Source organism: Nanohaloarchaea archaeon SW_7_43_1 (assembly GCA_003009795.1).
GTDB lineage: Archaea > Nanohalarchaeota > Nanosalinia > Nanosalinales > Nanosalinaceae > SW-4-43-9.
In genome coordinates, this window is the sequence record PXPE01000001.1 from 740,956 (window position 1) to 764,998 (window position 24,043).

The 24,043-nt window shown below is 42.3% G+C and carries 29 protein-coding genes; 19 read left to right on the top strand and 10 right to left on the bottom strand.

Going from position 1 to position 24,043, the window contains the following annotated elements; all coding sequences use genetic code 11:
- The first annotated feature begins 17 nt into the window (after nucleotides 1-17).
- A complete protein-coding gene (gene cca, locus BRC29_04280; GenBank protein PSG99316.1) occupies nucleotides 18-1,376 on the top strand; it encodes a CCA tRNA nucleotidyltransferase in 1,359 nt (452 codons plus the stop codon).
- Nucleotides 1,373-1,945 (top strand): adenylate kinase, encoded by a 573-nt coding sequence (locus BRC29_04285; protein PSG99317.1) that lies wholly within the window; start codon nucleotides 1,373-1,375, stop codon nucleotides 1,943-1,945. The genes cca and BRC29_04285 overlap by 4 nt, the downstream gene beginning before the upstream one ends.
- On the opposite strand, the gene BRC29_04290 is transcribed toward BRC29_04285, so the two are convergent.
- A complete protein-coding gene (locus tag BRC29_04290) occupies nucleotides 1,922-2,659 on the bottom strand; it encodes a hypothetical protein (GenBank protein ID PSG99318.1) in 738 nt (245 codons plus the stop codon). The two genes, BRC29_04285 and BRC29_04290, sit on opposite strands and share 24 nt — an antisense overlap.
- A gap of 148 nt (nucleotides 2,660-2,807) precedes the next feature.
- Between BRC29_04290 and BRC29_04295 the strand changes: the two genes are divergently transcribed.
- Entirely contained in the window at nucleotides 2,808-3,089 is a 282-nt protein-coding gene (locus BRC29_04295; GenBank protein PSG99319.1) for a hypothetical protein, read from the top strand.
- Nucleotides 3,090-3,254: 165 nt separating this feature from the next.
- Here BRC29_04295 and BRC29_04300 read toward each other — a convergent pair whose 3' ends face one another.
- The gene (locus BRC29_04300) at nucleotides 3,255-4,826 is read right to left on the bottom strand and encodes a tRNA uridine(34) 5-carboxymethylaminomethyl modification radical SAM/GNAT enzyme Elp3 (GenBank protein ID PSG99539.1); all 1,572 of its coding nucleotides are present in this window, start codon (nucleotides 4,824-4,826) and stop codon (nucleotides 3,255-3,257) included.
- Nucleotides 4,827-4,885: 59 nt separating this feature from the next.
- Here BRC29_04300 and sppA point away from each other — a divergent pair, with 59 nt between their 5' ends.
- A complete protein-coding gene (sppA, locus tag BRC29_04305) occupies nucleotides 4,886-5,755 on the top strand; it encodes a signal peptide peptidase SppA (protein PSG99320.1) in 870 nt (289 codons plus the stop codon).
- Between the two features lie 68 nt (nucleotides 5,756-5,823).
- Here the strand turns inward: sppA and BRC29_04310 are convergent, their stop codons facing one another.
- The gene (locus tag BRC29_04310) at nucleotides 5,824-6,681 is read right to left on the bottom strand and encodes a hypothetical protein (protein PSG99321.1); all 858 of its coding nucleotides are present in this window, start codon (nucleotides 6,679-6,681) and stop codon (nucleotides 5,824-5,826) included.
- A 124-nt stretch (nucleotides 6,682-6,805) separates the two neighbouring features.
- Nucleotides 6,806-7,450, bottom strand: a complete 645-nt coding sequence (locus tag BRC29_04315; GenBank protein PSG99322.1) for a hypothetical protein — start codon at nucleotides 7,448-7,450, stop codon at nucleotides 6,806-6,808.
- A 54-nt stretch (nucleotides 7,451-7,504) separates the two neighbouring features.
- Here BRC29_04315 and BRC29_04320 point away from each other — a divergent pair, with 54 nt between their 5' ends.
- On the top strand, nucleotides 7,505-9,175 hold the full coding sequence (locus tag BRC29_04320; GenBank protein PSG99323.1) for a DNA ligase: 1,671 nt from the start codon (nucleotides 7,505-7,507) through the stop codon (nucleotides 9,173-9,175).
- Between the two features lie 34 nt (nucleotides 9,176-9,209).
- On the opposite strand, the gene BRC29_04325 is transcribed toward BRC29_04320, so the two are convergent.
- The gene (locus tag BRC29_04325; GenBank protein PSG99324.1) at nucleotides 9,210-9,569 is read right to left on the bottom strand and encodes a hypothetical protein; all 360 of its coding nucleotides are present in this window, start codon (nucleotides 9,567-9,569) and stop codon (nucleotides 9,210-9,212) included.
- Between the two features lie 149 nt (nucleotides 9,570-9,718).
- Here BRC29_04325 and BRC29_04330 point away from each other — a divergent pair, with 149 nt between their 5' ends.
- From BRC29_04330 to BRC29_04355, 6 genes are all read left to right on the top strand, one after another.
- The gene (locus BRC29_04330; protein ID PSG99325.1) at nucleotides 9,719-10,294 is read left to right on the top strand and encodes a 50S ribosomal protein L15e; all 576 of its coding nucleotides are present in this window, start codon (nucleotides 9,719-9,721) and stop codon (nucleotides 10,292-10,294) included.
- Nucleotides 10,278-10,511 (top strand): hypothetical protein, encoded by a 234-nt coding sequence (locus BRC29_04335; GenBank protein ID PSG99326.1) that lies wholly within the window; start codon nucleotides 10,278-10,280, stop codon nucleotides 10,509-10,511. Before BRC29_04330 ends, BRC29_04335 begins: the two co-directional genes overlap by 17 nt.
- Nucleotides 10,512-10,539: 28 nt before the next feature.
- Nucleotides 10,540-11,106 (top strand): hypothetical protein, encoded by a 567-nt coding sequence (locus BRC29_04340; GenBank protein ID PSG99327.1) that lies wholly within the window; start codon nucleotides 10,540-10,542, stop codon nucleotides 11,104-11,106.
- Complete coding sequence (locus BRC29_04345) at nucleotides 11,106-11,438, top strand: ribonuclease P protein component 2 (protein ID PSG99328.1); 333 nt, start codon at nucleotides 11,106-11,108, stop codon at nucleotides 11,436-11,438. Before BRC29_04340 ends, BRC29_04345 begins: the two co-directional genes overlap by 1 nt.
- Before the next feature lie 149 nt (nucleotides 11,439-11,587).
- Nucleotides 11,588-12,151: a TATA-box-binding protein gene (locus BRC29_04350; GenBank protein PSG99329.1), complete on the top strand. Its 564-nt coding sequence runs from the start codon at nucleotides 11,588-11,590 to the stop codon at nucleotides 12,149-12,151.
- A gap of 37 nt (nucleotides 12,152-12,188) precedes the next feature.
- Nucleotides 12,189-12,650 (top strand): hypothetical protein, encoded by a 462-nt coding sequence (locus tag BRC29_04355; GenBank protein ID PSG99330.1) that lies wholly within the window; start codon nucleotides 12,189-12,191, stop codon nucleotides 12,648-12,650.
- Here BRC29_04355 and BRC29_04360 read toward each other — a convergent pair.
- Nucleotides 12,628-13,092, bottom strand: coding sequence for a hypothetical protein (locus BRC29_04360; protein PSG99331.1), 465 nt, complete (start codon nucleotides 13,090-13,092; stop codon nucleotides 12,628-12,630). The genes BRC29_04355 and BRC29_04360 overlap by 23 nt on opposite strands.
- Nucleotides 13,093-13,392, bottom strand: a complete 300-nt coding sequence (locus tag BRC29_04365; GenBank protein ID PSG99332.1) for a 4a-hydroxytetrahydrobiopterin dehydratase — start codon at nucleotides 13,390-13,392, stop codon at nucleotides 13,093-13,095.
- 52 nt (nucleotides 13,393-13,444) lie between these two features.
- Here BRC29_04365 and BRC29_04370 point away from each other — a divergent pair, with 52 nt between their 5' ends.
- On the top strand, nucleotides 13,445-16,996 hold the full coding sequence (locus BRC29_04370; GenBank protein PSG99333.1) for a cell division protein: 3,552 nt from the start codon (nucleotides 13,445-13,447) through the stop codon (nucleotides 16,994-16,996).
- 5 nt (nucleotides 16,997-17,001) lie between these two features.
- Here BRC29_04370 and BRC29_04375 read toward each other — a convergent pair whose 3' ends face one another.
- Nucleotides 17,002-17,337, bottom strand: coding sequence for a hypothetical protein (locus BRC29_04375; protein ID PSG99334.1), 336 nt, complete (start codon nucleotides 17,335-17,337; stop codon nucleotides 17,002-17,004).
- An 83-nt stretch (nucleotides 17,338-17,420) separates the two neighbouring features.
- Here BRC29_04375 and BRC29_04380 point away from each other — a divergent pair, with 83 nt between their 5' ends.
- The 4 genes from BRC29_04380 to BRC29_04395 all read left to right on the top strand — a co-directional run bounded on the left by BRC29_04380 (nucleotide 17,421) and on the right by BRC29_04395 (nucleotide 19,531).
- A complete protein-coding gene (locus BRC29_04380; protein ID PSG99335.1) occupies nucleotides 17,421-18,161 on the top strand; it encodes a hypothetical protein in 741 nt (246 codons plus the stop codon).
- A gap of 53 nt (nucleotides 18,162-18,214) precedes the next feature.
- Nucleotides 18,215-18,754 (top strand): hypothetical protein, encoded by a 540-nt coding sequence (locus tag BRC29_04385; GenBank protein PSG99336.1) that lies wholly within the window; start codon nucleotides 18,215-18,217, stop codon nucleotides 18,752-18,754.
- 19 nt (nucleotides 18,755-18,773) lie between these two features.
- Entirely contained in the window at nucleotides 18,774-19,178 is a 405-nt protein-coding gene (locus tag BRC29_04390) for a translation initiation factor IF-2 subunit beta (GenBank protein ID PSG99337.1), read from the top strand.
- Between the two features lie 107 nt (nucleotides 19,179-19,285).
- Nucleotides 19,286-19,531 carry a hypothetical protein gene (locus tag BRC29_04395; protein PSG99338.1) on the top strand — a complete coding sequence of 82 codons (246 nt, stop codon included), beginning with the start codon at nucleotides 19,286-19,288 and terminating at the stop codon, nucleotides 19,529-19,531.
- Nucleotides 19,532-19,573: 42 nt separating this feature from the next.
- Here BRC29_04395 and BRC29_04400 read toward each other — a convergent pair whose 3' ends face one another.
- Nucleotides 19,574-20,218 (bottom strand): DNA lyase, encoded by a 645-nt coding sequence (locus tag BRC29_04400; GenBank protein PSG99339.1) that lies wholly within the window; start codon nucleotides 20,216-20,218, stop codon nucleotides 19,574-19,576.
- Nucleotides 20,219-20,240: 22 nt separating this feature from the next.
- Entirely contained in the window at nucleotides 20,241-21,143 is a 903-nt protein-coding gene (locus BRC29_04405) for a hypothetical protein (GenBank protein PSG99340.1), read from the bottom strand.
- A 93-nt stretch (nucleotides 21,144-21,236) separates the two neighbouring features.
- On the opposite strand from BRC29_04405, the gene BRC29_04410 reads away from it, so the two are divergent.
- The 3 genes from BRC29_04410 (at nucleotide 21,237) to BRC29_04420 (ending at nucleotide 23,885) form a co-directional block, all read left to right on the top strand.
- Nucleotides 21,237-21,536, top strand: a complete 300-nt coding sequence (locus tag BRC29_04410; protein PSG99341.1) for a hypothetical protein — start codon at nucleotides 21,237-21,239, stop codon at nucleotides 21,534-21,536.
- Nucleotides 21,537-21,585: 49 nt separating this feature from the next.
- A complete protein-coding gene (locus BRC29_04415; protein PSG99342.1) occupies nucleotides 21,586-22,674 on the top strand; it encodes a GTP-binding protein in 1,089 nt (362 codons plus the stop codon).
- Between the two features lie 125 nt (nucleotides 22,675-22,799).
- The gene (locus BRC29_04420) at nucleotides 22,800-23,885 is read left to right on the top strand and encodes an AAA family ATPase (GenBank protein PSG99343.1); all 1,086 of its coding nucleotides are present in this window, start codon (nucleotides 22,800-22,802) and stop codon (nucleotides 23,883-23,885) included.
- The last annotated feature ends 158 nt before the right edge of the window (nucleotides 23,886-24,043 follow it).

Sequence of the window (24,043 nt, forward strand, 5' to 3'; positions counted from 1 at the left end):
TTCGAACAGCATATCTTATGGAATGGCAAGGACTGAGAGAAAAAGTAATTGAAGAAACATATCCTGAGGAACAAGAACTGGGAGAACTTAGACAAAAATACAAAGAAATATCTGATTTTATAGAAAGAGAATTCGGTGTAGCAACACATTTTGCGGGTTCTGCTTCACGTGGCACCTGTATGAAAAATGATGGAGACCTAGACATATTTATCCTCTTCAACAAAAAGATTGATGAATTAAAGCTGGAGAACAAAGGTTTGGAGATAGGAAAGAAAACATTCAGACAGTTTGAAGAAGATTTTGAGGTAGATTATGCAGAGCATCCTTACACTAAAGGCAGAATAGACGATTATGAGGTTGAGATTGTTCCGTGCTACGAAACGGACCCGGAAAACATCAAGAGCAGCGTTGACAGGACACCTCACCATTCCGAATGGGTTAAAGAAAATCTTACAGAGGAAGAAAGAAAAGATGCTGTTATATTAAAGAATTTCCTGGATTCAAAGGATCTTTACGGCTCATCTCTGAAAACTCAGGGGTTCTCGGGATATCTATGTGAGATACTGATAAATCATTACGGCGGTTTCCATGAACTGGTAAGATCTGTGACGGACTGGGAAAATGAAAAACTCATTGATCCTGAAAATTATCACGACGGAAAATTACCTGAAAGACTGGAGAAAAAATTTAATGAAGAACCACTAAAAGTTATCGATCCGGTAGACAAGGAAAGGAATGTTGCATCAGTTCTAAGCCTGGAAAACTACTCCAAATTTATCCATCTTTGCTGGCGGTTTAAACGGAATCCCAGAATGAGTTTCTTCGAGAGCGAGCAAAGAAATTACTCAGAGTTCAGGATCAAACAGGAACTGAAGAGGAGAGGTAACTTTCTCGTTCTGGAGTTTGGAACCATAGAGGAAGTTGATGATATTGTTTATCCTCAAATGAGGAAAACGATGAGAAGGCTGAAATCCGAACTGAAGAAAAAAGAATTTCGGATATACGAAAGTGGATTCTATGTGGATCAGAGTACTAAAATATTTTTTGAACTGGACAGGGAACTACCTGAAATAAGGGAGATGGAAGGACCTAAAGTTTTCCACGGCGAAGAACATCTCTCCGAGTTCACCTCCAAATATGAAAACGTTTTTATCCAAGAGAATAGGGTGGTTGCGAAGACTGAAAGAGAGTTTACCGATGCGAAAAAATTTCTGGAAGCATTTCTCTCAGATGATCTCAAGGAGAAAGGCATACCGGACAATGTATCGAAAAAGATAGAAAACTACAGTTTCGAAGACCCTATGGAGGGCGACTCGAAATGGTTAAATTACTTGGGCGAGAAACTTTGTCTACAGCACAAAGGTGAAAACAAATAGTGGGAGAAGTCAATATATTGATCGGGCTTTCAGGAGTTGGGAAAGGAACAGTACTTGAACAAGCAATGCTTCTGTCCGACAAAGATTACAAGCAAATAAACTATGGGGATAAAATGCTGAAAACAGCGAAAGATGAAGGTCTGGTCGGAAGCCGGGATGAACTCAAGGAAATGTCTCCAGAGGAAAACAAGAGAATACAAAAGAAAGCGGCCAAGGAAATAGTGGCAGAATCTGAAGAGGAAGACGTCATTTTAGAGACTCATGCAGCAATCCAGACACCGTTCGGTTATATTCCAGGATTACCAAAATGGACTGTAGAAAACTTAAAGCCGGAAAAGATTATAATGCTGACCGCTTCTCCCGAATCAATATGGGAGAGAACGAAAGAAGATGACTCTCGGGACAGAGAGCATGATGAAGTGGACAAGATCCATGAGTACCAAAATGTGGCTCGGGAAATGGCTTCCACGTGCGCAGTAATAACAGGCGCATACCTCACAATAATAGAAAACAAAGATGGGAAAGCAGAGAGATCAGCCGAAAAGCTACTGAAAACTCTCCGAGCCTGACTGTTCAAAGTAAAACGTGGGGGATACGGTAAAAATGTAGGTATTCACAACTGAGGATACCAGTCTTCCAGCCACAAATCCTATGTAGCCAAGTTTCTCAAGGAATCCTGCTGAGTAAAAAGCCAGACCCACAAGCAGAAATGAGGAAACTAGTAGCGCGGTCACAACTTTTCTATTCTTATTTGATTTTTCCATAGAACTTCCCAAAGCCTCGCGGAAACTGCTGTCAATCACTAATGTAACCGGTAGAAAGTACCCAAGGTAACTAGTAATCAATACTGCGATGATAAAGAAAAAAGCCGCAAAAATAAGATACATCACGTTCCCAGTAATTGAATAAATCAAGTAACCAGCGGTAAATACCACAGAAATGATTAACCCTGCGACTATGGTAGCAGCGGAAGCCTTCAAAACATTTGAGTATTTCCTCATTACTGCGATAAAACTATTGTAAAGAGACGTTTCGGAGGATTTAACCATAACAGATAACATCATCGAGGAGTAAACACCCATTATTGAAAGCATCAAAAGGGACGCAAACATCAGGATCATCGCAATAGATGGATTCAACTGTGAGATGGTCCAGGGCGACGATATCAGATAAACTAGGAAAAGAGAAGCAGCTAAAGTAGAGAAAATTTTAGGGACAAATAAACGCGGCTCATCTTTAAGCAAACCGAAGCTTTTCACAAGCACTTCCCATACGTCACTCATATAATACTAATTTGATATGGCTCCGTATAACTTTTACCTCAAAGACAATTGTTATCACAAAGTAAACACGATTGAGAGGTTCTGTGCCGCCTTTTTTACCCAAAAGCGCCACAATGATTAAAAGAGTTAACTGTGAGTATTTAGATATATGGCGAGCCTTTGGGACATCGGTAAAAGCACTGAGGAAAAGCTCGCCGATGAATTGAAAGACAATGGCCAATTTCAGGAAATGGTTGAACAGCACAGAGACAAATTCGAACCAAGATTCGAGGACAACATGAGTGAAGAAGTGCCAACACATCCATACAAGATCTACCGCAATATAGTAGAGTCAAACGAACTCAGCGACGAGGAAAAAGTAGCACTCGAACAGATGAAGGACGAATTCGCAGAGAAATGGCAGACACTCAAAAACACACACTCAAACTAGATTTCATCGGTGAAAACTTCCCAAGGGAGGGGAGACCACCATTATTTTTCTTTTCAAAAACTTACCCAACCACTCATCAGACTCTATAGAAAATTCAATATGCAAATATTCTTCAACAGTTCGAACAATTTCTGGTTTCCTAAACCTGGCTCCACCAGTGCCAGATCAAAGCTCTTTAACCATGTAAGGGCCTTCCTTCTCATAATCGAACTTTTTGTAGTATTCTCGGGTTCCAACCGCTGAGATAACCACTACCTTGTTCTTTCCAAGCTCTCGGGCTTTCTCCTCAGCTTTCTTCATGAGTTGTGTTCCGTATCCTTGGTGCTGGACTTTGCCCTCATCTCCGATATCGGTCGCACTTCCCATCACCTTAAGCTGTCGAACGATTAAGGTATCTTCGTCTATCTCAGCCCGGAAAGATTCTGGCGGAGCTCTTAATCGAGTAAAACCAAGGATAATATCATTTTCAGTATCCTCGAAGCTGAGGAAATACTCCTGTCCTCCTGATGCCTCATAATCTCGCTCCACCAGTTCGATATTCTCCTCTTCAGGTTCAAGATCATGAGTTCTCTTAACGTGGCCGACTTCCCTGCATCGGATACATCTACATCTCTCTCCTTCTGACCGAAGCTCCTGGAGAGCCATCTGCCTCATATTGGTAAGCTGAGGTCCTGCATCAACCTCGGTTGAAGGAATATCTCTCATCACTCTCTTGATCCTGACATGTGGAGGAATATGATTTTTCTGGACCTCCTTCAGTCTTTCTTTGGCCTCCTCATCATCTATCGGATCGAACTCGCCTTCCTCATATCTCCTGTATAGCTCGGTACCCTGAATAACTTCACATGGATAGATTTTGACTTCATCCGGCTGTAGATCAGAGTCATTAAACGTTTTTCTGAACTTTTCAATATCTTGTTCATATCCTTCTCCCGGAAGTCCAAGCATTAGGTGGTATGCAACTTTGAAACCGGCATTCTTCAGTCTTCGAGTAGCTTCAATTACTGGCTCCATTCCATGTCCTCTGTTTGTCAGTTCGTGTGTTTCATCGAAAACTGTCTGAACCCCCATTTCAGTTCTTGTTCCTCCAAGATCCAGTATTCTGTCGATGTGCTCTGTCTCACATATATCCGGCCGGGTCTCAAATGTGATGCCCACATTCCGAACCTCTGCTGTCTCGTTTTGCATCTGAGCTTCTTCAATTGAATCTGTCTCTTTACCATCTCCATAGGTATTCAGGCCGTCAAAAGCTCTTTTCATAAATTCTCTCTGGTAATCCGGATCTTGGAATGGGAAAGTCCCGCCCATGATGATCAACTTAGATTTATCGATGGAGTGCCCGTTTTTTTCGTACTGGCCGAGTCTATCATGTACCTGATCAAACGGATCGTAATCGTTTCTTATTGCTCTTCGAGTTGCAGGTTCTTTTCCGGTGTAGCTCTGTGGTGCATCCTTTCCTTTTGGACAGTAAATGCATCCTCCGCCACAAGGAGCGGGGCGAGCCATAATTGCTACGTTAGCGATCCCGGAAATAGTTCTCATCGGTTTGGTCTTCAGCATCTCCTGGGCTTTTTTCTCTTTCTCCTCTACAAACTTGAGAATATCAGAATTCTTGGGCATGCCGTTGAAGCTGGTCTCACGGCAGAGTTCCTTCTTTCTCCTCTCTATCATATCTTTCGACTCGATCTCTTCTTTTTCTATCTCCTCAATTATAGTTCTAGAGATTTTCTTTAGCACTGACATACCTTACCGAGTTGAATGAAAAGTTAAAAAGAAGAACCATCCTCTGTTATGTTATGGATAAATACTTCTTCGCCGGAGTGGCCGGCTTGATATTGGCGACCGTATCTATATCTCTCGTAGCCACAAGTTCTGGAGACAGTTTTACGGGTCGGGAGAAGGCAGCGGTAATCTCTCTGGATGGTGCTATCACTTCGACTAGTGACTCATTCAACCCTCAGACCGTCACACCTAGTAGAGTTCGAGAACTGAACTCGAAAGCGCAGGATAGAGGGGCTTCAGTAATAATCTATGAATGGAACTCCGGCGGGGGAGCTGTAGTAGCCTCAAAGGAGATTCGGCGAGAGATAGAATCACTGGACATGACCACTGTCTGCCGTTTCAGGGACGTAGCGGCTTCAGGAGCTTATCTGGCATCCTTGGGATGTGATAGAATAGTAGCTGATTCGGCTTCAATAACAGGAAGTATTGGTGTCAAAAGTTCTTACATAGAATTTTCCGGCCTCATGGATGAACTTGGAGTAGAGTATGTTAATATAACATCTGGGAGTCTGAAGGACGCTGGTTCCCCTTACAAAAACGTAACCGAAAAGGAAAGAAAAGTTCTGCAGGAAAAAACTGATATTATACATGAAGAGTTTGTGAAAAGTGTGGAAGATGAGAGAAACCTGACAGAAGAACAGGTAAAAGAGGTCAGAACAGGTGAAATCTTCCTTGGAAGTCAGGGGAAGGAGCTTGGATTGGTGGACACAATTGGTGGAAGAGAAACAGCTGTGACTGAAGCAGAGAGGATTACAGATACAGAATTACAGACAGAAACAGTGGAGATAGAATCCAGTTTCAGTCTTCTCTCACTCCTCAACGCTAATACAAACATGGCTGGCTTACTTGGAAACTCGAATCCTCTTGAAGCTGCCTGGCGCTGAATTCCTTGCTCCAATACAAGAGCAAATCATAAAAATACAGGCAAAAAAACTGAGGGAAAAACTACGTTCTACCTGCTTGGGCCTTCAGGACTTTTTTCTCCCGGATTGTCCGGCTCGTCTTCAGAATGATGCCAAAGCATATCAAAAACAGGTTCCATCGTCTCCTGAGCCATGTGATCGCTTTTCGTCCAGAAAGCTGTATCTTGTGTATCATGAACCTCATCATGAGTCATTGACATTGTAAGGGCGTCATTATCAATAATTGCGAACCTTCCTTCAGGAACATCAAATTCGTCACCTTCAAGATGCCTGATGTCTGAAAATTCTTCTACCTCATTGAAAGCTTCCCTGTTCTCATCTGTTACAGGAGCAAGTACCTGTACATTAACTCCACTACTCTCAGCCTCCTTCAAAAGATCGGAATGATTATCGTGTAAATCATTAAGTCCCTCCTCCGATGTTACAACTTTGATACTGTTTTCTGCTTCTTGGAACATCGTTCCCATATGCTGATTGATTTGATGGGAACCTTTCAAAGAACCTGACATCTCTTCAGGTTCAACAAGCTCAAGTCCCTGATCGTATAGGCTCTCAAGTTCATCAACCGCCTCAGAACCCTTGAAACTATCAAGTTTATCTAATTTCTCTTCTAAATCCCTTCTGTGCTGACTCTTAATATTTTCAACAGCCTGTTCTGGAGAAATTGCTACGTATTCCATCGGTTGAGAAGACTTAATTACGGCGAAACCTTTTTCGGCAAGAGACTCAAGAACATCGTAAGCCCTTGACCGCGGAACATTCGTCATCTCTGACAGCTTTCCAGCAGTCGAAACCCCTCTACTAATGAGTGCAGAGTAGATTTTTCTTTCGTACATATTCAATCCAATATCTTCTAACTTGTCCAGAGTCTCTTGACTTGCAACCATTTTTTTGTTACACCATACCTGTAAAACCTTTTTTTACGAGTAGTTATAAACCTTATCCGCAGTTTTACCACTCGCGAATCTAATGTTTGTTATCAGTAAGTAATAATTAATTAGAAGTGAAGATTTATAAAATACTCCTTGCTTTCCTGCTGATCTTGGTAACAATTCCATCCACTTTCTTGCCGTAAATTTTTCTATTTTCATTTATCCCTCTCCATTCCAGACCATCAAATACGCTATCAATCTGGTCCTCATAAGAATCATAGAAACAGATAGAGTTCAGACCAAACTTTGGATCTCTCTCAATCTCGTCATCAGTATAACCAAATAGAACAATCGCCAGCGGCTGCTTTCCAGAAGGTATATCCAGCTGATCTGCAACAACATCCTCTTCAAAGCCCCCGATCCATGTTGAACCAATACCTTCCTCCCGAGCCACCAATCTCATGTTCTGCGCTGCAATAGCTACCTCAGAATTAGACGCCTCACGGGAAAAATGGTTTCCTACATGTCGGGACATCCTATCTATATCCGCAACCAGTAAAACCGCGGTTGGAGCCTCTGAAACTCTTGAATCCCCGCTTGCCTCTTCTAGAAATTCAAGTTTTTGGTGATCCTCTACAACAATAAATTCTAGGCTCTGTACATTTTTAGGCGAGGGTGCCTGTCTTCCTGCCTCGAGAATTTTACCCATCTTCTTCCGGGGAATAACCTCATCCTTACAGCTGCGGAACGACTTCAGATCATTAACAAGTTCAAAGGCTGACATTACAAAATAAATATTGCACTCAGAGTTTAAACCTTTGATGACAAATATCAATTTATGAAATTCTCAAAACTGGTGCCGGTTTATCAGGAACTTGGTGAAACACAATCAACGCTGGAAAAGACGTCTATCCTAGCCGATTTATTCAAAGATAATCCTGATCAGCTGGAAAACCTTGTGCTTCTCTGTATGGGAAGACCATTTCCCTACTGGAAGAATCTTGATCTAGGTATTTCAAGCAACATAATGGTTGAGATAATTAAGGCATCGACAGGTAGAAGCGAGAAGGAGATAGAGGAAGTATGGAAAAAAGAGGGTGATCTAGGAATTGCAACAGAAAAAATGGTTGAGGGAAAGACCCAGCAACAGTTAATGACCAAAGAAGTGACTGTTGAGCGCCTAATAGAAAAGCTGGAAAAAATCGCGGAAATGGAGAAGGAAGGATTATCTGAGTCAGTGAGTCAGGATAAGAAAAAGAAGAATCTGGCGGAGCTGATCTCTTCCTCTGACCCGGTTGAGGCAAGGTATATTACCCGGATAATTCTTCAGACACTGAGGCTTGGGGTAGGGAAAGGAATAATAAGAGATGCGCTATCAGAAGCGTTTTTCGATGGAAAACATTCAGAGAAAATTCAGAGAGCCTATGATCTAACAAATGACTTCACAGAGGTCGCCAGAGCAAGTAAAGAAGGGGTTGAAGAACTGAAAAAACTAGAGATCGAGCTTTTCCGCCCGATTAACTCGATGCTCGCCAAGAAAGTTGATACAGTTGAGGAAGGATTTGAAGAGGTTGGCGAACCAGCAGCTATTGACTATAAGTTTGATGGCATGAGAGCTCAACTGCATAAGAAGGGTGATGAAGTCCAAATATTTACTCGGCGACTTGAAAACGTAACCGAACAGTTCCCGGAAGTGAAGACAGCGATCAAGAACAATATTGACTCAAAAGAGTGTATAATCGATGCAGAAATAGTTGCCTATGACCCGGATGATGGATCGACTATTCCTTTCCAGCAACTTTCCAAGAGAATTAAAAGGAAATACGATATACAGAGACTTAAGGAGGAAATACCTGTAGAGTTGAGGCCTTTTGATCTTATCTATGAACACGGATCAAAACTGGAGGAAGAATACCAGAACAGATGGGAACACCTTGAACAGATAGTTGAAGAAGAGAACCAAACTGTTAGGATGGCTAATCACAAGGAAACCAGTGACCCTGAAGAGGTACAGAAACTTCAGCAGAAAAGCCTCTCCGAAGGACATGAAGGTATCATGATGAAATCAATGAAGGCCAAGTACAAGCCCGGCAAACGTGTCGGATACATGGTAAAACTGAAACCTGTCATGGAGACACTTGACCTTGCTATAATAGGTGCAAAATGGAGCGAAGGAAGAAGAAGTGGGTGGCTGGGAAGACTGAAGCTTGGATGCTGGGACGAAAATGAACAGGAATACCTGATGATAGGTAGGATGGCGACCGGGCTAACCGACGAACAGCTCGAAGAGATAACGGAGAAGTTGAAGCCTCTAGTAGTTGAAGAAGATGGAAGGGAGGTAAAAGTAAAACCAGAGGTTATAATTGAGGCAGAGTATGAGGAAATTCAGAAATCTCCGAACTATGATTCAGGCTATGCATTGAGGTTTCCAAGAATGAAGCAGTTTAGAGAAGACAAGGATGAAGCTGATTCTCTGGGAAAGGTTGAGAATCTGTATGATGGTCAGTAAGATAGAAAGAAAAATAGGTTGAAACCAGGCTTACTTACTCATGTTTCTGTGCCTGGTGAATGTGCATTCCTCTTTCAGTATCGAAAGTCTTGCCACATTCAGCACAGGTATTTCCTTCCTGGACAGGAGTCTGTTCTGGTCCTTTATCGGTTTCTTCCTCAATTGCTTCAGTGAACTGTCTCTGCATTCCATCAGTTTGAGAGGATTCCTTTTGCTCTCTCCTCATCTTCAGCTCGTCACTTTCAAGCCATACGATGAAAGCACCTACTAGAACCATTAGAGGGCCAATACCTGCTTTTACGAAGGTCAGAACTTCAGGCCAAAATCCCAGAGTTGAATAAACTCCAAGTGTCACCATCAATGCTCCGACCAGGATCTTTAGTACTGGATGCATAGTATCACACAAGTGTAATAACACATTGAAGTTTTATGTATTTCCCCTCACAAATAGAAAATAAATCTAGTTCAGCTGATTAATCAGCCAATTCAACCCTCTTTTATAATACTTTCTCGATACAATTCCAACAAGAGTTGATAAAGAAAATGTCATACTACCAGTACGCTCGTGAGCAGTACGAGCAGCCAAAGGAAAACCTAGATGATATCTGGCAGGAGAGACTTGTAGAGTGGAGGCAGGAAAATTCTATAGTGAAGACTGAAAATCCAACGAGAATTCCAAAGGCCAGACAGTTAGGTTACAAAGCGAAAAACGGATTTAATGTAATAAGAACCAAGATCAGTAAGGGAGGATCCAAAAGAAAGCGTCCTTCAGGCGGAAGAAGACCGAAGGCTTCAGGACAAAACCGGTACTCCTCAAAGAAATCCAAGAGAGTTATCGCAGAGCAAAGAACCTCAAAGAAGTACCCAAACCTCGAAGTACTTGACAGCTACTGGGTAGCAGAAGACGGAAACTATAAATGGTACGAAGTCATCATGGTAGACCCTGAACACCCAGAAATCCAGAACGACGACGATATTAACTGGATATGCGACAAACAAAGCAGAGCAGAAAAAGGATTGACCCCAGCAGGGAAGAAGTCAAGAGGCCTTCAAAACAGAGGTAAGGGTGCGGAAAAAGTTAGACCTTCGCAAAGTGCCAACGATGGAAGAACGAAATAAGATTTCTCCAGTCATCCAAAACCCCGCTCAGTATCCCCAAAAAAATTGGATGGGGTCGGCTCAGTTTCCATTCAGCTTTCAACCTTGCAATTTGCAACAATTTTGCCATCAAAAAATTAGTGCCTCAATTTCAGGTCAACTTTCTAAGTCCATAAACCTCAGGAGATATATCACCTTAGTTAAGCTCGTTGATCGAAATACATTTGGCATTAAATGATTAAAGCCTAACCAAGGATCTACATATTATGCCTCAATTCCATGACTTATGTGTTAGTGATAGATCAGAGGAATTAGAAGCTAAGATGCAGGAACTCGGCTGGAATACTAGCCCTGATTTGGAGACGGTATTTTTGGAAGCTGAAGGATGGGGAGAGCTGAAGAGAAAAATTGGCGAAGAAAGAAATAAGGCTGACATCCTCGTATTCGAGGGCGGGAATGAAAAACTCAACAGGAAAGCCTGCGAAGACTCCAGAATAGATGTTTTACTACACCCTGAGAAAGGAAGGAAGGACTCAGGTTTTAACCACGTAATGGCAAAAGAAGCATCGAAAAACCATGTGGCGGTAGGGCTGGACATGAATTTGATAACTGAAGTCTCTAATAAGGTCCGAAGCCATTTGTTGAGACACTGGGAAAGAAACCTGATGCTCTGTGAAAAATATGATTCGCCTTACATAATAACAACCAATGCAAGAAGTAAGTACGAACTCAGAGCGCCAAAAGATCTAGAATCTATAGTTGAATCTCTAGGATATAATGGGAAAAAAGCTGTTTCAGAGTTCCCTAAACGGATAAAGAGAGGTGAGGGATAATGAAGCCTCTACCACCATCTATCAGAGAGAAAAAACGGTATCTAAAATTCAAGATTCACGCAGAGAAAGATGTAGGATTCGGTGAAGTTGCTGATGCTATCTGGGATACATCTCTCAACTATCTTGGCTCAGAGAAGACAGGAAAAGCCAATCACTGGCTTATAAAAAATCAGTTCGATAAAGACAGACAAACAGGAATAATCAAGATTAGAAAGTCTTTTTTAAACAATTTTCGATCTTCTTTAGCAATTATAGATGAGATCGGTGACAAAAATGGATTTATTGAAATTCAGAGCGTTTCTGGCAGCATTAAGAAGTTGAAAAATGACTAGCAAACAATCTGAAGATTTAAGTAGTCCTTCTGAATTACTGTTCATTGCTACAAAGAAGCCCAGAAATCACACCTTTTAAAAGAGTTGTTTATAAAGGCTGAAATAGGAGTTACCGTTTATAAATCAAACTTCTACCAGGTGATCAAAAAATGAGCGAAGACGCTTTCGAAGACGAAAACATCAAGATTGAAAACGTAGTAGCCTCCACAACCCTCGACAGGAGAATGCCTCTAGACAGGATAGCTATCTACCTAGAAAACACAGAGTACGAACCGGAACAGTTCCCAGGACTAGTATACAGACTGGAAGAGCCGAAAGCAGCAGCATTACTATTCGGCTCAGGAAAAGTCGTATGCACAGGAACACAAAGCCCTGAAATGGCGAAGGACGCAGTACACAAGATCATCGACGAGCTAAGAGAAGCGGACGTCGAGATCGGAGATAAGCCGGACATCACAGTACAGAACATGGTAGCCTCCTCAGAACTAGGAGAGACCCTCAACCTGAACAGGATTGCATTCGAACTGGTTGGAACGGAATACGAACCGGAACAGTTCCCAGGACTAGTATACAGAATCGATGAACCAAACGTAGTATTCCTGCTATTCTCATCAGGAAGAATCGTCTGCACAGGAGGTAGAACCTACGACGATGTCAGAAACGGCATCTCAAAACTTAAAGAGAACCTCGAAGAAATCGGGGCTCTTGAGTAAATCCTCTTAATTTTTTTCTTTTTGTTATCCTAAGATCATGTCAAGTTTCTACGCAGCAGCCGCAGCAATTATCGAAAACGATAATGGAGAAATCCTGATGGTTCAGGAAGGAAAAGAACACATCCACGGCAAATGGAATTTTCCAGGCGGAGGCTGGGAAGACGCAGAATCAGTAATTGAATGTGTTGAAAGGGAAGTCCTGGAAGAAACAGGTTACGAAATCGAAATAAACGGTTTTCTCGGCGTCTACAAAGAACTCAACCAGCAGAACGGAACCGAGACGATCGTATTCATTTTCACCGCTGATCCAGAAGAAAGGACAGATAAATTAAAGGAAGATGAAGAGATAATCGATGTCGGATTCAAGGAACTCTCGGAAATTAAAGAGCTGGAGCTTCGACACAAAAACAGGAAAAAGATAATCAAGAAATACCAGACTCAGGAACCGGAATCCCTCGAAATGCTCTGGAACGATCTCAATCTTCTAGATCCTGAATAGCTTTCAGCGCGGATCTCCTAACATTCTCCGGCATCTCGTATTCACCGTTTTCAAGTTCTTCTCTAGAAAGCCATTTTATCTCTTCATCGGCATACTCATAATCTTTTTTCTCAGATTTAATCCGGGCCAAGTACTGGAAATCACAGTGCCAGTGACCTTCTTCTATCTTATGCAGGTTTATGTTGAACGGTGTTGGAATGTCAACAGAATCGAAACCTTCGAACTCTGTTTCCTCACCTACTATCTCAATCTTAAACCCTGTTTCCTCGATAGTTTCCCGGACAGCTGCCTCATCCGGCGTCTCTCCATCTTCAACGTGGCCTCCCGGCATCAGCCAGTAATCCAACTTCTTGTGATTTAAGAAAAGGACCTTTCCATCTTTTACGATAAAAGCTCCAGCTACAAAATCCCGGTCAGCATCTTCAGGGACTCGCAAATTCAATCAACTCCATTCAATATTACCGACTATATCCTCAATTTTCTCCGCCATTTCAAGATCTTTCTCCGTTACCCCGTCTTCCTCATGGCTCCAAAGATCTATCTCCACAGCGCCGTACTCAACCTTCACTTCAGGGTGATGGAACTCTTCCTCAGCTATTGAGAAAACCGCATTCGCAAAGAACACTGCATCTCTATAGTTATCAAACTCGATTCTAGTGGTAAGCTTATCGCTGTAAAAACTCCATATCTGCATTCCATCAAGCTTTTCATCTATCTCATCATCAGAAAGTTTTCCAGTCATATCAAGTTAACCGGGTCTATACTTTTTCACTTTTTCTAACTAATTGTAACACATGGAATATGGGGAGGCAGTCAGTGAGTTCGAGGAATTCTTTTCCGAAGCATATTATGAAGAAGTCGCTAGGACGGTAAAGGAAGGTGAAGAATCAGTTTTAGTGGATTTCCAGGAAATGGATATCTTCAACCCTGAACTCAGTGACTATCTGAGAGAGAAACCTAATAGCGCGACAAATGCGGCCGAGGAAGGAATTCTTGGAGTAGACATAATTTCTGATGAAGAATTAACTGTAAGATTTACTCACATGTCGGAGGAGGATTTCGTTTTACTTAAAAACCTCCGCTCACAGCATATCGGAAAGTTCATCCCGGTCAAAGGAATGATCAAGAGAGCTTCACAGGTAAAACCAGAGGTAGTATCAGCTATATTCGAGTGTTCACAGTGCGGAGATCGCTACGAGAAAGAACAGGACTCGTCAGAACTGAAATCGCCTTATAAATGTGACTGCGGATCTAGAAAGTTCGAAGTCGAGGAGAAGAAAATGACCGACACCCAAAACATTGTGGTAGAAGAGGATCCTGAGTCACGGGCCGGATCAGAGCAACCGGAGACATTATCCGTGAGACTGAAAGGCGACCTTGTTGATCCAAACTTCCAGAAGAAAGTAGTACCAGGTAACAAAGCCGAGATAACGGGAATAGTCAGAGAAGAACCTCTCAAAAAGAAATCAAAGAAATATAATATCTACATGGATGGAAACTACCTCGAGCCAACCGAACAAGAGTTCGAGGAACTTGAACTTGGAGACGAAGAGATACAAGATATCAAAGAACTGTCTAAGAACCCGGAAATATTCGATAAAATAGCCAGATCAATCGCACCATCAATCTACGGCCACCATCAGATCAAGAAGGCTATCGCTCTCCAGATGTTTGGAGGAGTGAAGAAAACAAGAGAAGACGGAGTAAAATCCCGCGGAGACATCCACATATTACTGATCGGGGAGCCGGGAACCGGTAAATCACAGATACTAAAATTCACAGGACAGATCGCGCCGAAAGGAAGATACGTTGTAGGTAAATCCTCGACCGGAGCAGGTTTGTGTGTGACGGGAGACACACTGATCCACACTGAAGAGGGCTTCAAAGAAATCGGTAAAATTGGAAAAGAAAACATCTCATTCAGACCAGAATTTGAAACTGCAAAGGAACACGAAATTAAGCTTCCGACGTTCTCAGATGGAGAAATTAGTGAGTCAAACTCCAGCTTGGTATGGAGGATGCCAGAAAAAAAATGTATCAGGGCGGAGACAGTCTACGGGAAAGAAATCGAAGCATCAGAAGACACAGATATACTAACATGTGGAGAAGATGGATTGGAGTGGAAAAAGATAGATGATATCGAGGAAGGAGATTTCATAGCCTCACCTGATTATACAGAGATAGATAGAAAATCTCCAGATATAGAAAAATACTACACGTTTGAAAACGAGAAGTTCAAGCTTGGACAGAAATCTTCGAAAGAGCTGAGAGATAGGATGAAGGAGAAACACGGAGATCTTAGAACTGCGGCTGAAGAGTTAAACCTTTCTGAAGATTTCGTGTATACAAGTATAAGAAAAAGATTCATTCCTTATCCAAGGCTCAAATACTTGCTCAAAGAGTTCAACTTGGAATTCGACCAACTAGAAATTAATAGCGTTATGCTTCAAAACGGGGAAGAGTTTACACTACCTAAAGAATTCGACAGAAAACTAATGTACCTGATAGGGATGGTTTTCGGAGACGGGAACATCTCTGTAGAGGAGAATAGAGGTTTAGTAAGAATATCGAACTCTGATAGAGATCTACTTAAAAGATGTCAAAATATAATTGAAGAAAAATTCTCGAAGAAAATCAAAATAGAGAAACAAGAAGACAAGGTACCTTACCTAAGAATTCATAGCAAAACTATAGCCGAATTTTTCCAGAATCTGGGTATGCAGACGCCTAAAGAAGGGCTAAAACTAGATTTCGAGCTAACAATATCCCAAAATGCCGATAAATTCCTTCAAGGACTGTTAGATGCAGATGGCTCAGTAGTATCAAGAGATAATGGAAGCGATAGTGTCCAATACTCTACAATAAGCCACAAATTAGCGGATCAGGTTCAGCTAATGCTAGAAACCTATGGAATAAAATCCAGAAAAAGAACAAGAGATAGAAGAGGAGTCGAAAGACTGGCGAATGGACAGGAAATAGAATCTCAACTAGTACAGAAACACTTGGTTATTAGAGGAGAACATATTGATAGATTTAAAGAAGAACTAGGCTTCAAATCAGTGAAGAAGCACTCTTCACTGAAAGAAATTACAGGTAAGAAGAGAAACACAAATCAGGATATAGTTCCTGTCAATAATATTTTGAAAAAATCCGAGGCCAGTCCAAAGAATCACTGGACATATTTCAATCAAGATAAGAACCCTGGAGAAAAAAGAGCGCAGCAGATACTAGAAGAAGTAAAACTTGAAGAACAGATAGCAGAGAAGCTAAAGAAGGTTCAAGAAGCAGAAATAAACTGGGAAAAAGTAAAGAAAGTAAAAGAAACTGGAGAGAAAGAACTCTACGACCTGACAGTACCTGAAACACATAATTTCATCGGAAACGGTATAATAACACATAACACTGCCGCTGTCGTCCGCGATGAGACAACTGGAGAGTTTGAACTGGAAGCAGGAGCGGTCGTACTGGCTAACAAAGGATTAGCAGCAATTGATGAAATAGATAAGATGTCTGAAGAAGACAGGTCTTCACTTCACGAAGCTATGGAGCAGCAACAGATCTCTATCTCGAAAGCAAATATTCAGGCAACTCTCCACGCACAGACATCGATTCTTGCGGCCGGAAACCCGAAACTTGGACGGTTTGATCCCTACGAGCCGATCCCTCAACAGATCGAGATCGGGGACACACTGCTTTCAAGATTCGATTTCATCTTCCCGGTTAAAGACGAGCCGGACGAAGATAAGGACACTAAGCTATCCTCTCAGGTTCTCCAGAACCATATTGAGCCTGAGGAAACGGATGCTGAAGTACCTCAGGAAATGCTTAGAAAATATGTTGCTTACGCAAAAAAGAATATCAGACCAACCCTGACGCAGGAGGCAGCGGACAAGATACAGGAGTTTTACGTTTCCATGAGAACCAAAGGAAGTGACGAAGCCGGAGAATCAGTTCCTATAACAGCAAGACAGTTAGAAGCGCTGGTGAGAGTAGCAGAAGCCTCAGCTCGTTCAGAACTGAAAGATGATGTAACAGTTGATGATGCACAGAGAGCGATAGATATCCTGACCTACTGCCTGAAACAAGTAGGTGTAGACCCAGAAACAGGAGAGTTTGACATCGATGTTGTGGAATCCGGAGTAACATCCTCACAGAGAAACCGACAGCAGACAATCAAACACATACTTAACAGGATGGCAGGCGACTCATCATCTGATATGGAGGACGTACTTGACGAGGCGGAGGAAGAAGGACTCGACAGAGGAAAGGCTGAAAAAATGATTAAACAGCTCATGAGGGACGGAGAGGTATTCGAACCTGAACCCGGAAAAGTCAAGATGATGTAACTTCTTCAGAGATAATCTTCTTTCTCATCAAAAAACCCTGAGAAAATCTCATTAATTGTCCCATCAACTTCATTCTGATAAGTAGTTTCCTCTCTGTAATCTCTAATCTTTTCGCAATACTCTTCGGGATCATCAGACTCTGTTAAAATAGCACAGAGTTTTCCGAGTGCGAAAGCATCTCCTCCGGCTTCGGATAACTCTTTAACATTCTTACTTGCTGTTCTAGATGATTCACGATCGACTCCAATAAAGCTGCTGGAAACCTCCTGAAGGTAACGGGAAAAATTGCCGAACTCTTTAGATTCCATCTGCTCTATTTCCGAAAGTATTTCGTTCGCCATGAAAATAATATTTCGAACGAAGTATTATTTATTTCACCTCGGAACCACGAAAGTACAAAAGAGTTAACCGAATTCAAGTAGATATGCCGCAGCAGAAAAGACAGACAGCCAAACTGGCGACAGCAGAGGAACTTAACTCAGGAAAATACTTTCAGAAAGAGGGATTTACACCTAATTACCTTTTAGTCCCGAATGGGAGAAGATTCTCAAGAGCCCGAATGGTGGCAACTGTTGTAGACTCATTCACAAACGACGATGAGACATATGGCTCATTAACACTGGATGATGGAACAGATACCATTCAGATCAAGTTCTTCAACGACCTCTCGCTTATTGAGGACTTTGAGACAGGAGATATAGTAGAGGCTGTTGGAAAAGTCAGGGAGTACCAGGGAGAAATCTATATGAACGCAGAGGTCCTGAAAGGACGCGAAGTAAAGGAAGAACTTCTACACGAACTGAAACACAGAAAGACACAGGAAGAATGGAACCAGATTAAGGAAACAGTAGAACAGTTGAAGGAATCTGGGAAAGATCAGGAAGAAATAGAGAAAGAAATGGCTGGAAAACTGGATGAGGACGAAGTCGATTCACTACTACAGAGCTTCGGCGAAAAGTTTGAGGCATCAGGAGAAGAAAGAGAGAACCTGGAAAGAGATATTATTGATGCTGTCGAGGAAATTGACAACGAAGAAGGTGCAGATTACTCCGAAATTGCAGAGGAAGTAGACGCTCCAGAAGACCAGTTGGAAGACACAATCAACTCACTTCTAAGTGAAGGAACATTCTACGAACCACAGCCAGGTAAGATCAAGAAGCTGTAGTCCAACTTCTCTAGGTCGTTTAACTTAAATCAAATAAATCTATAACAAGCTATATGAGATGGAAAGCAATTTTAATCCTTACAATTACTGTTGTAGCTTCAGGCTGTTTATCCACAACAGTAAATAATTATTCGGTTACAGAAACCCGTTCAGCAACTATAACAGAGGTAGTTGATGGCGACACAGTCGATTTGAATTACAGCAATAAAGTGGAAAGAATTAGACTGGACGGAATAGACACCCCTGAAGTGCACATAGAAAACGACCCGGCCAAATATCCGGGTATATCAGAAACAGCTGAGGGAAAAGAATGTCTGGATAAATGGGGTGAGAAAGCCTCTAGCTTCGTGAAGAACGAGACCGAAGAGGGAGAAAACATCATTTTAAGCTACAAATTTGAAAACGGAAAGCCTGAAAGAGGAAGTTATGGCCGAATACTGGGAGAAATACTTTACAAAAACTCTTCTCTCAACCGACAACTAGTTATTAGAGGATACGCAAGAACATATTCTGAGGAAAGCCCTTACCTCGAAGAGGAAGAAACAGCTATTCAAAACTCAGATGGACTATGGAGTTGCCAGAGTCTAAGTTAATAAGAAAATTACTGGCCAAATCATAATTATGACGGATTACGACGAACTGCTTGACAAGGGAATAAAAGAAGCAGAGGATCTTGGAGACGGGGAAAGATTCGAGGTCCCTGTAGCAGATACAAGGAAAGAAGGATCAAAAACTATAATTCCAAACTTTTCGGACATCGCCTCAAAATTCAGCAGAGAAGAGAAACATTTATCGAAATATATACAGAACGAGCTCGGAACCGCAGGCCACATCGAAGGAGATGAGCTTATCTTGAACGGAGAGTTCAGAAGAGGCAGTATACAGGCCAAAATCCAACAGTATGCCGAAGAGTATGTTTTCTGCCCTGAATGCTCAAGACCGGATACAAAGATAGTCAAGGAGAAAGGCGTCGAAATGCTAAAATGCCAGGCTTGTGGAGCTAGAACGCCGGTCTAGAGATAGTCGAAGGTCATCTCATTTATAATAGTTACTAACGTGTGCAGTTTTAGGTGTGGAGATGGCAGGTTCAATACCTGTTCTCACCTTTTTAGGTCTAAATTACAATGACAGAACAACCACAACAAATGGACGGACAGCAGATCATGCAGGTAATGCAGCAGAAACTCGGAAACGTAGAAATCACGGTACACGCACTTCTATCAGTTCTACAAGAAGAAGGAATCGTAGACCAAGAGGAAATCAACGAAAAGGCACAGGAGATCGTAGAAGAGATGCAGGAACAGCAGGGTCAGCCGGCAGCAGGCGCACCAGAAGACCTAGCTGAAGAACTCGAAGACGACGAAGAGTAGATCTGCTATACAACTTTTGGAGCCGAGAGGTTCCAAGATATTTTATTTTTCTCTGTACTTCTCACATATCTCACAGCTTTCATCATGAGCAGTACAGCCATTTCTGCCGTGTGTAATCATCAGAATATGAAAAGCATATTTGATTTCATCCGGTACCTTTTCCTCCATTACATTATGAGTCTTTGTTCTGGAAGCGTTCTCGGGTACTAGACCCAGCCTCTTAGATAATCGGTGAACATGAGTGTCAACCGGGAAGGTCGGCATTTTGAAATGGAAGCAAAGGATTACAGAGGCAGTCTTCGGACCGATTCCAGGTATATCGGTCAGCCATTTCTTCGCACCGCTTATATCCATTTCTTCGAGAAAGTCAATACTGTATCCGCCCTGATCTTCACGGACAATTTTCAGGGCTTCTTGAATACGCTCCGCTTTTGTAGGACCAAGACCGGCGATCCGGATGGCTTCGATAAGCTCCTCTCTGTCAGCGTTTTCAATCGCCCTGTAGTCATCTTCATACTTATCTTTCAGGTTTCTGAAGGCTTTGTCTCTGTTTATATCGTTCGTGTTCTGGGATAGAATAGTTTCAATCAGATAGTCAATACCCGACATGTTATCGGGTTCCTCGGGTTCACCATATTTTTCGAGTAATTCCTGGTATATAGATCTTACTTTCTCCTTATCTTCCATGTAAACGAGTTAAACTGAGAAGTTAAAAGAATGTACGGAACCTGAAACCATAGAACTGCCCCGGCTTACCCCTATTAGGATTGAAGCCACCTAGATATTTTCCATCCAGATCCTTACATAGCTTCTTATCGCCTACAAGATAAACATTCGAGTAGGCCTCAAGCTTTTCTTGGATCTGTTCCTTATGCTGTTCAATCTGTTCATCTCTCTTTCTCTCAAATCTTCCCTGAGAGAACCCTCCTTTGGAATGCTCTCTGTCTACCCGGTTCGTTATTCTCTCTACTTGTTCAAAACCGCCGTTCTCCTCCCGGTAAATTCCGGTTTCCCCTGCAGATACCAGACACCAGTGCTTTTTCTCTTTCAGGAACTGCAGCAGCTTCTCTACCTCAAAACTATTTTCCGTTTTGACAAGATCATTGAAGAATGGTTTCATTTTCAGAACGAAAACTCCCAGAACTGGATCGGAAAACGCAACGAAAGAGCTCTGATTCTGGAGAACCGAGAACCTTTCACTTGAGACCGAGTTCTTTAATGTCTTGAGACTGGAAACATCACTGAGTTTTCCTGGAGAATAAATCGTGGCCAGATCTTTCCTCGGAGAATTTACTGATTTGATCTTTTCCAGAGCTTCGACTGCTTCACTGAAATCTAGGTCCTGAAACTCCGAGTTGTCTGTCGTTAGACTATCCTCCCGGTTTTCCTCTGACCGCTCGTTGTTTTCTTCCAGTCTCTCCATCAACCGGTTTCTCTCCTCTTCAGCTTCCTGTTTCTTCCTAGACAGTTCAGAACGCCTCTCTTTCTCGGCTTCGAATCTTTCCTGCCAGCTGTTCTTCTCTTCCTCAAGCTGTTCAATCCGGTCTTCCAGATTACCTATCTCCTTCTCTTTTTCTCTAAGTTTGGCCTTCAGCTCCCAGGGCAGTCTCACAGCTTCAAATAGTGGTTTCTAGGGTTTAAACATGCTGGATGACAGAAATAGTTTTAAAGATACCAGCCGATTTGGGGATTGTGGGATTAATTTATGACTGAAATGACAGTTGAGGAACTTACACCCGAAGCAGACGAAGTTGAAATCACAGGCGAAATCACCGAACTGCCAACACCCAGAGCCGTCACAACGAAGTACGGCCAAAAGAAGATCACAACAGTAATCTTCGAAGACGACACAGGAAACATCGATCTGACACTCTGGGAAGAAGAAATTGACGCAATTGAAGAAGGAGCAATGGTACACATCACCGGAGCATATGTGCGTGAATGGGCTGACGACATACAGCTCAACATCGGCAGAGATGGAGACATCGAGCAGGTAGAAGAGTAATATACCTGATTCTAAAAGTTAACTAAATATTTCTCTATTATTCTTATTCATGGGAACAGAAGACCGTATCCAGGAACTGGAAGAAAAACTAGAAGAGACACCTGTAAACAAAGCCACGGAAACCGAAAGAGGCAGACTCAAAGGCCAGATCGCTGACTTGAAGGAAGAAAAACAGAAGAAGCAGAAAGGAACAGGCGACACAACCGGGTACGCGGTCGAGAAAAAGGGCGATGCAACAGTAGCGCTAGTAGGGTTTCCATCAGTTGGTAAATCCACGCTTCTAAATAAACTTACTAACGCGGACTCTGAGACAGGTAGCTACGAGTTCACCACGCTAGATGTAGAGCCAGGAATGCTGAAATGCAAGGGTGCGAACATACAGATACTTGATGTCCCAGGTCTAATCGGGGGAGCAGCAGACGGCAGAGGTGGAGGCCAACAGGTTCTCTCCGTCGTTAGAAACGCAGATTTGATTCTATTCATGCTTGACCCTGAAGAGATGAGGGAAGAGGAAATTAAACAGGAAATATACAACGTAGGAATAAGAACCAACTCAGCTCCGCCAGACATGAAGGTAGAGAAAAAAGGTAAAGGCGGAATCAAGATTTCTTCGACAGTTGATCTCAATATTGAGGAAGACACACTGCGACAGATGATGAAACAACGAGGTTATACTAATGCAGGGCTGACAATCCGGGAGAAAATTGATCTGGATCGGTTCATCGATGGACTAATGAGTAACAGGAAATACCTGCCAGCTATAACTACAGTTAACAAGGCCGATATGCTTGATAAGGACAAAAGAGAAGAATACGAACAGAAATATAATCTTCTGATTTCGGCTGAGAAAGGAGACAAACTTGAGGAGCTTAAGGAAATGATATTTGACCGGCTCGGACTTGTAAGAATATACATGAAGGAGAAAGGTGAAAAACCGGATAGGAGCGACCCACTAATCCTGAGAGAGGGAGATACAGTTGAAGATGCACTGGACGAACTTCCAGGAGATATGAAGGAGAGGTTCAAGAAAGCCAAAGTCACTGGTCCAAGCTCAAAGTTCCCTGGTCAAAAGGTAGGGAGAGACCACGAGCTAATGGATGAAGATATTCTCGAGCTGAACCTGAGACATTTGGCGTAATACAAATTTACCATATAAAGCAGATAACAACGATATTGTATTATGTTCTAAAGCCACGTAATACAAATATATCTATATGAACAGTATAAGGCCGAAAAGTAATACAGAGTTCCAGACTTCGGACTATGAAGTTCTCGGAACACCGAGGTCTCCACTTAAAAAGTAGCGGAACAACTATTATTCCATTAGATATGAGGCGACCGAATACGGTTATAGAGGACGCAAGGGTCTTGAGAGCAGATTATCTCCCAAATCGGATGGTTCACAGGGATCCACAGACACGTGAGATCAAGAGAAATCTGGAGCCTATGTTGGAAGGAAAGACTGCCCGAAACATGCTTCTATATGGAGCTCCAGGAACCGGGAAGACCACGATGGCGAACTACGTAGTGGACGAAATACAGAAATATTCCTCAGAAGTTGTCTCAGGCAGCGTCAACTGCTGGAAGTACCCTTCCCGATTCAAAGTGTACTATAACATCCTACAGGATCTCGGAGTCAATTTGATCCATAGAACCGGGACTCCAACCGATGAACTGGTGGATAAATTCCAGTCAAAAGCGAGGAAGAGACCTACAATAGTTATACTCGATGAAGTAGATCAGATAGAGGATGAAAGAATTCTCTACGACTTTGCACGAATGGAGGATGTGGCACTTATAATGCTGGCCAACAAGGAAACCGCTCTCTACGATGTCGATGAAAGAATCAGATCCTCTCTAGAAGGAACCAAAGACATACATTTCCCTGAATATTCAAGGGACGAACTTATCGATATACTCGGGGACAGAAGAGAATGGGGACTGAGAAACAAAGCCATAGAAAGAAATGGTCTGAGACGGATAGCGGTGAGATCAAGGGGTGATGCAAGAATAGCTATCAACTCTTTGAGAATAGCTGCGGAGGAAGCTGAAAAAGAGGACTTGGAAGAGATAACTAGTAACATCATAGATGAATCGATCCCGGAGGCTGAGAAGGAAAACAAGTCCAAATCGAAGGAGAAGCTCACCAACCATCAAAGAGTCCTCTACGATATTATAGAAGATGAAGGAGAAATTAAACCAGGGAAACTGTATGAAAAGTATGAGGAAGAGATCGAAAATCCTAAGGTTAAGAGAACCTTGAGAAAATATCTTTCAAAGATGGATCATTACCGGCTGATAGAATCCGAAGGAGAAGGACGCTGGCGGAAATACATGATACAGGAATAGAAGTTTCAACCTACTGGAACTACCGGCAAACTGCTCACTTGTTTATAAACCAGGTTTCTCACATTATAGGATATGTCAAAAAACCATCGCACCTATAAAGATCATCTGAAATACCTGCCTGAAAAAGAACGCAGAGCCCTAGAAGAAGCGTTTTTCAT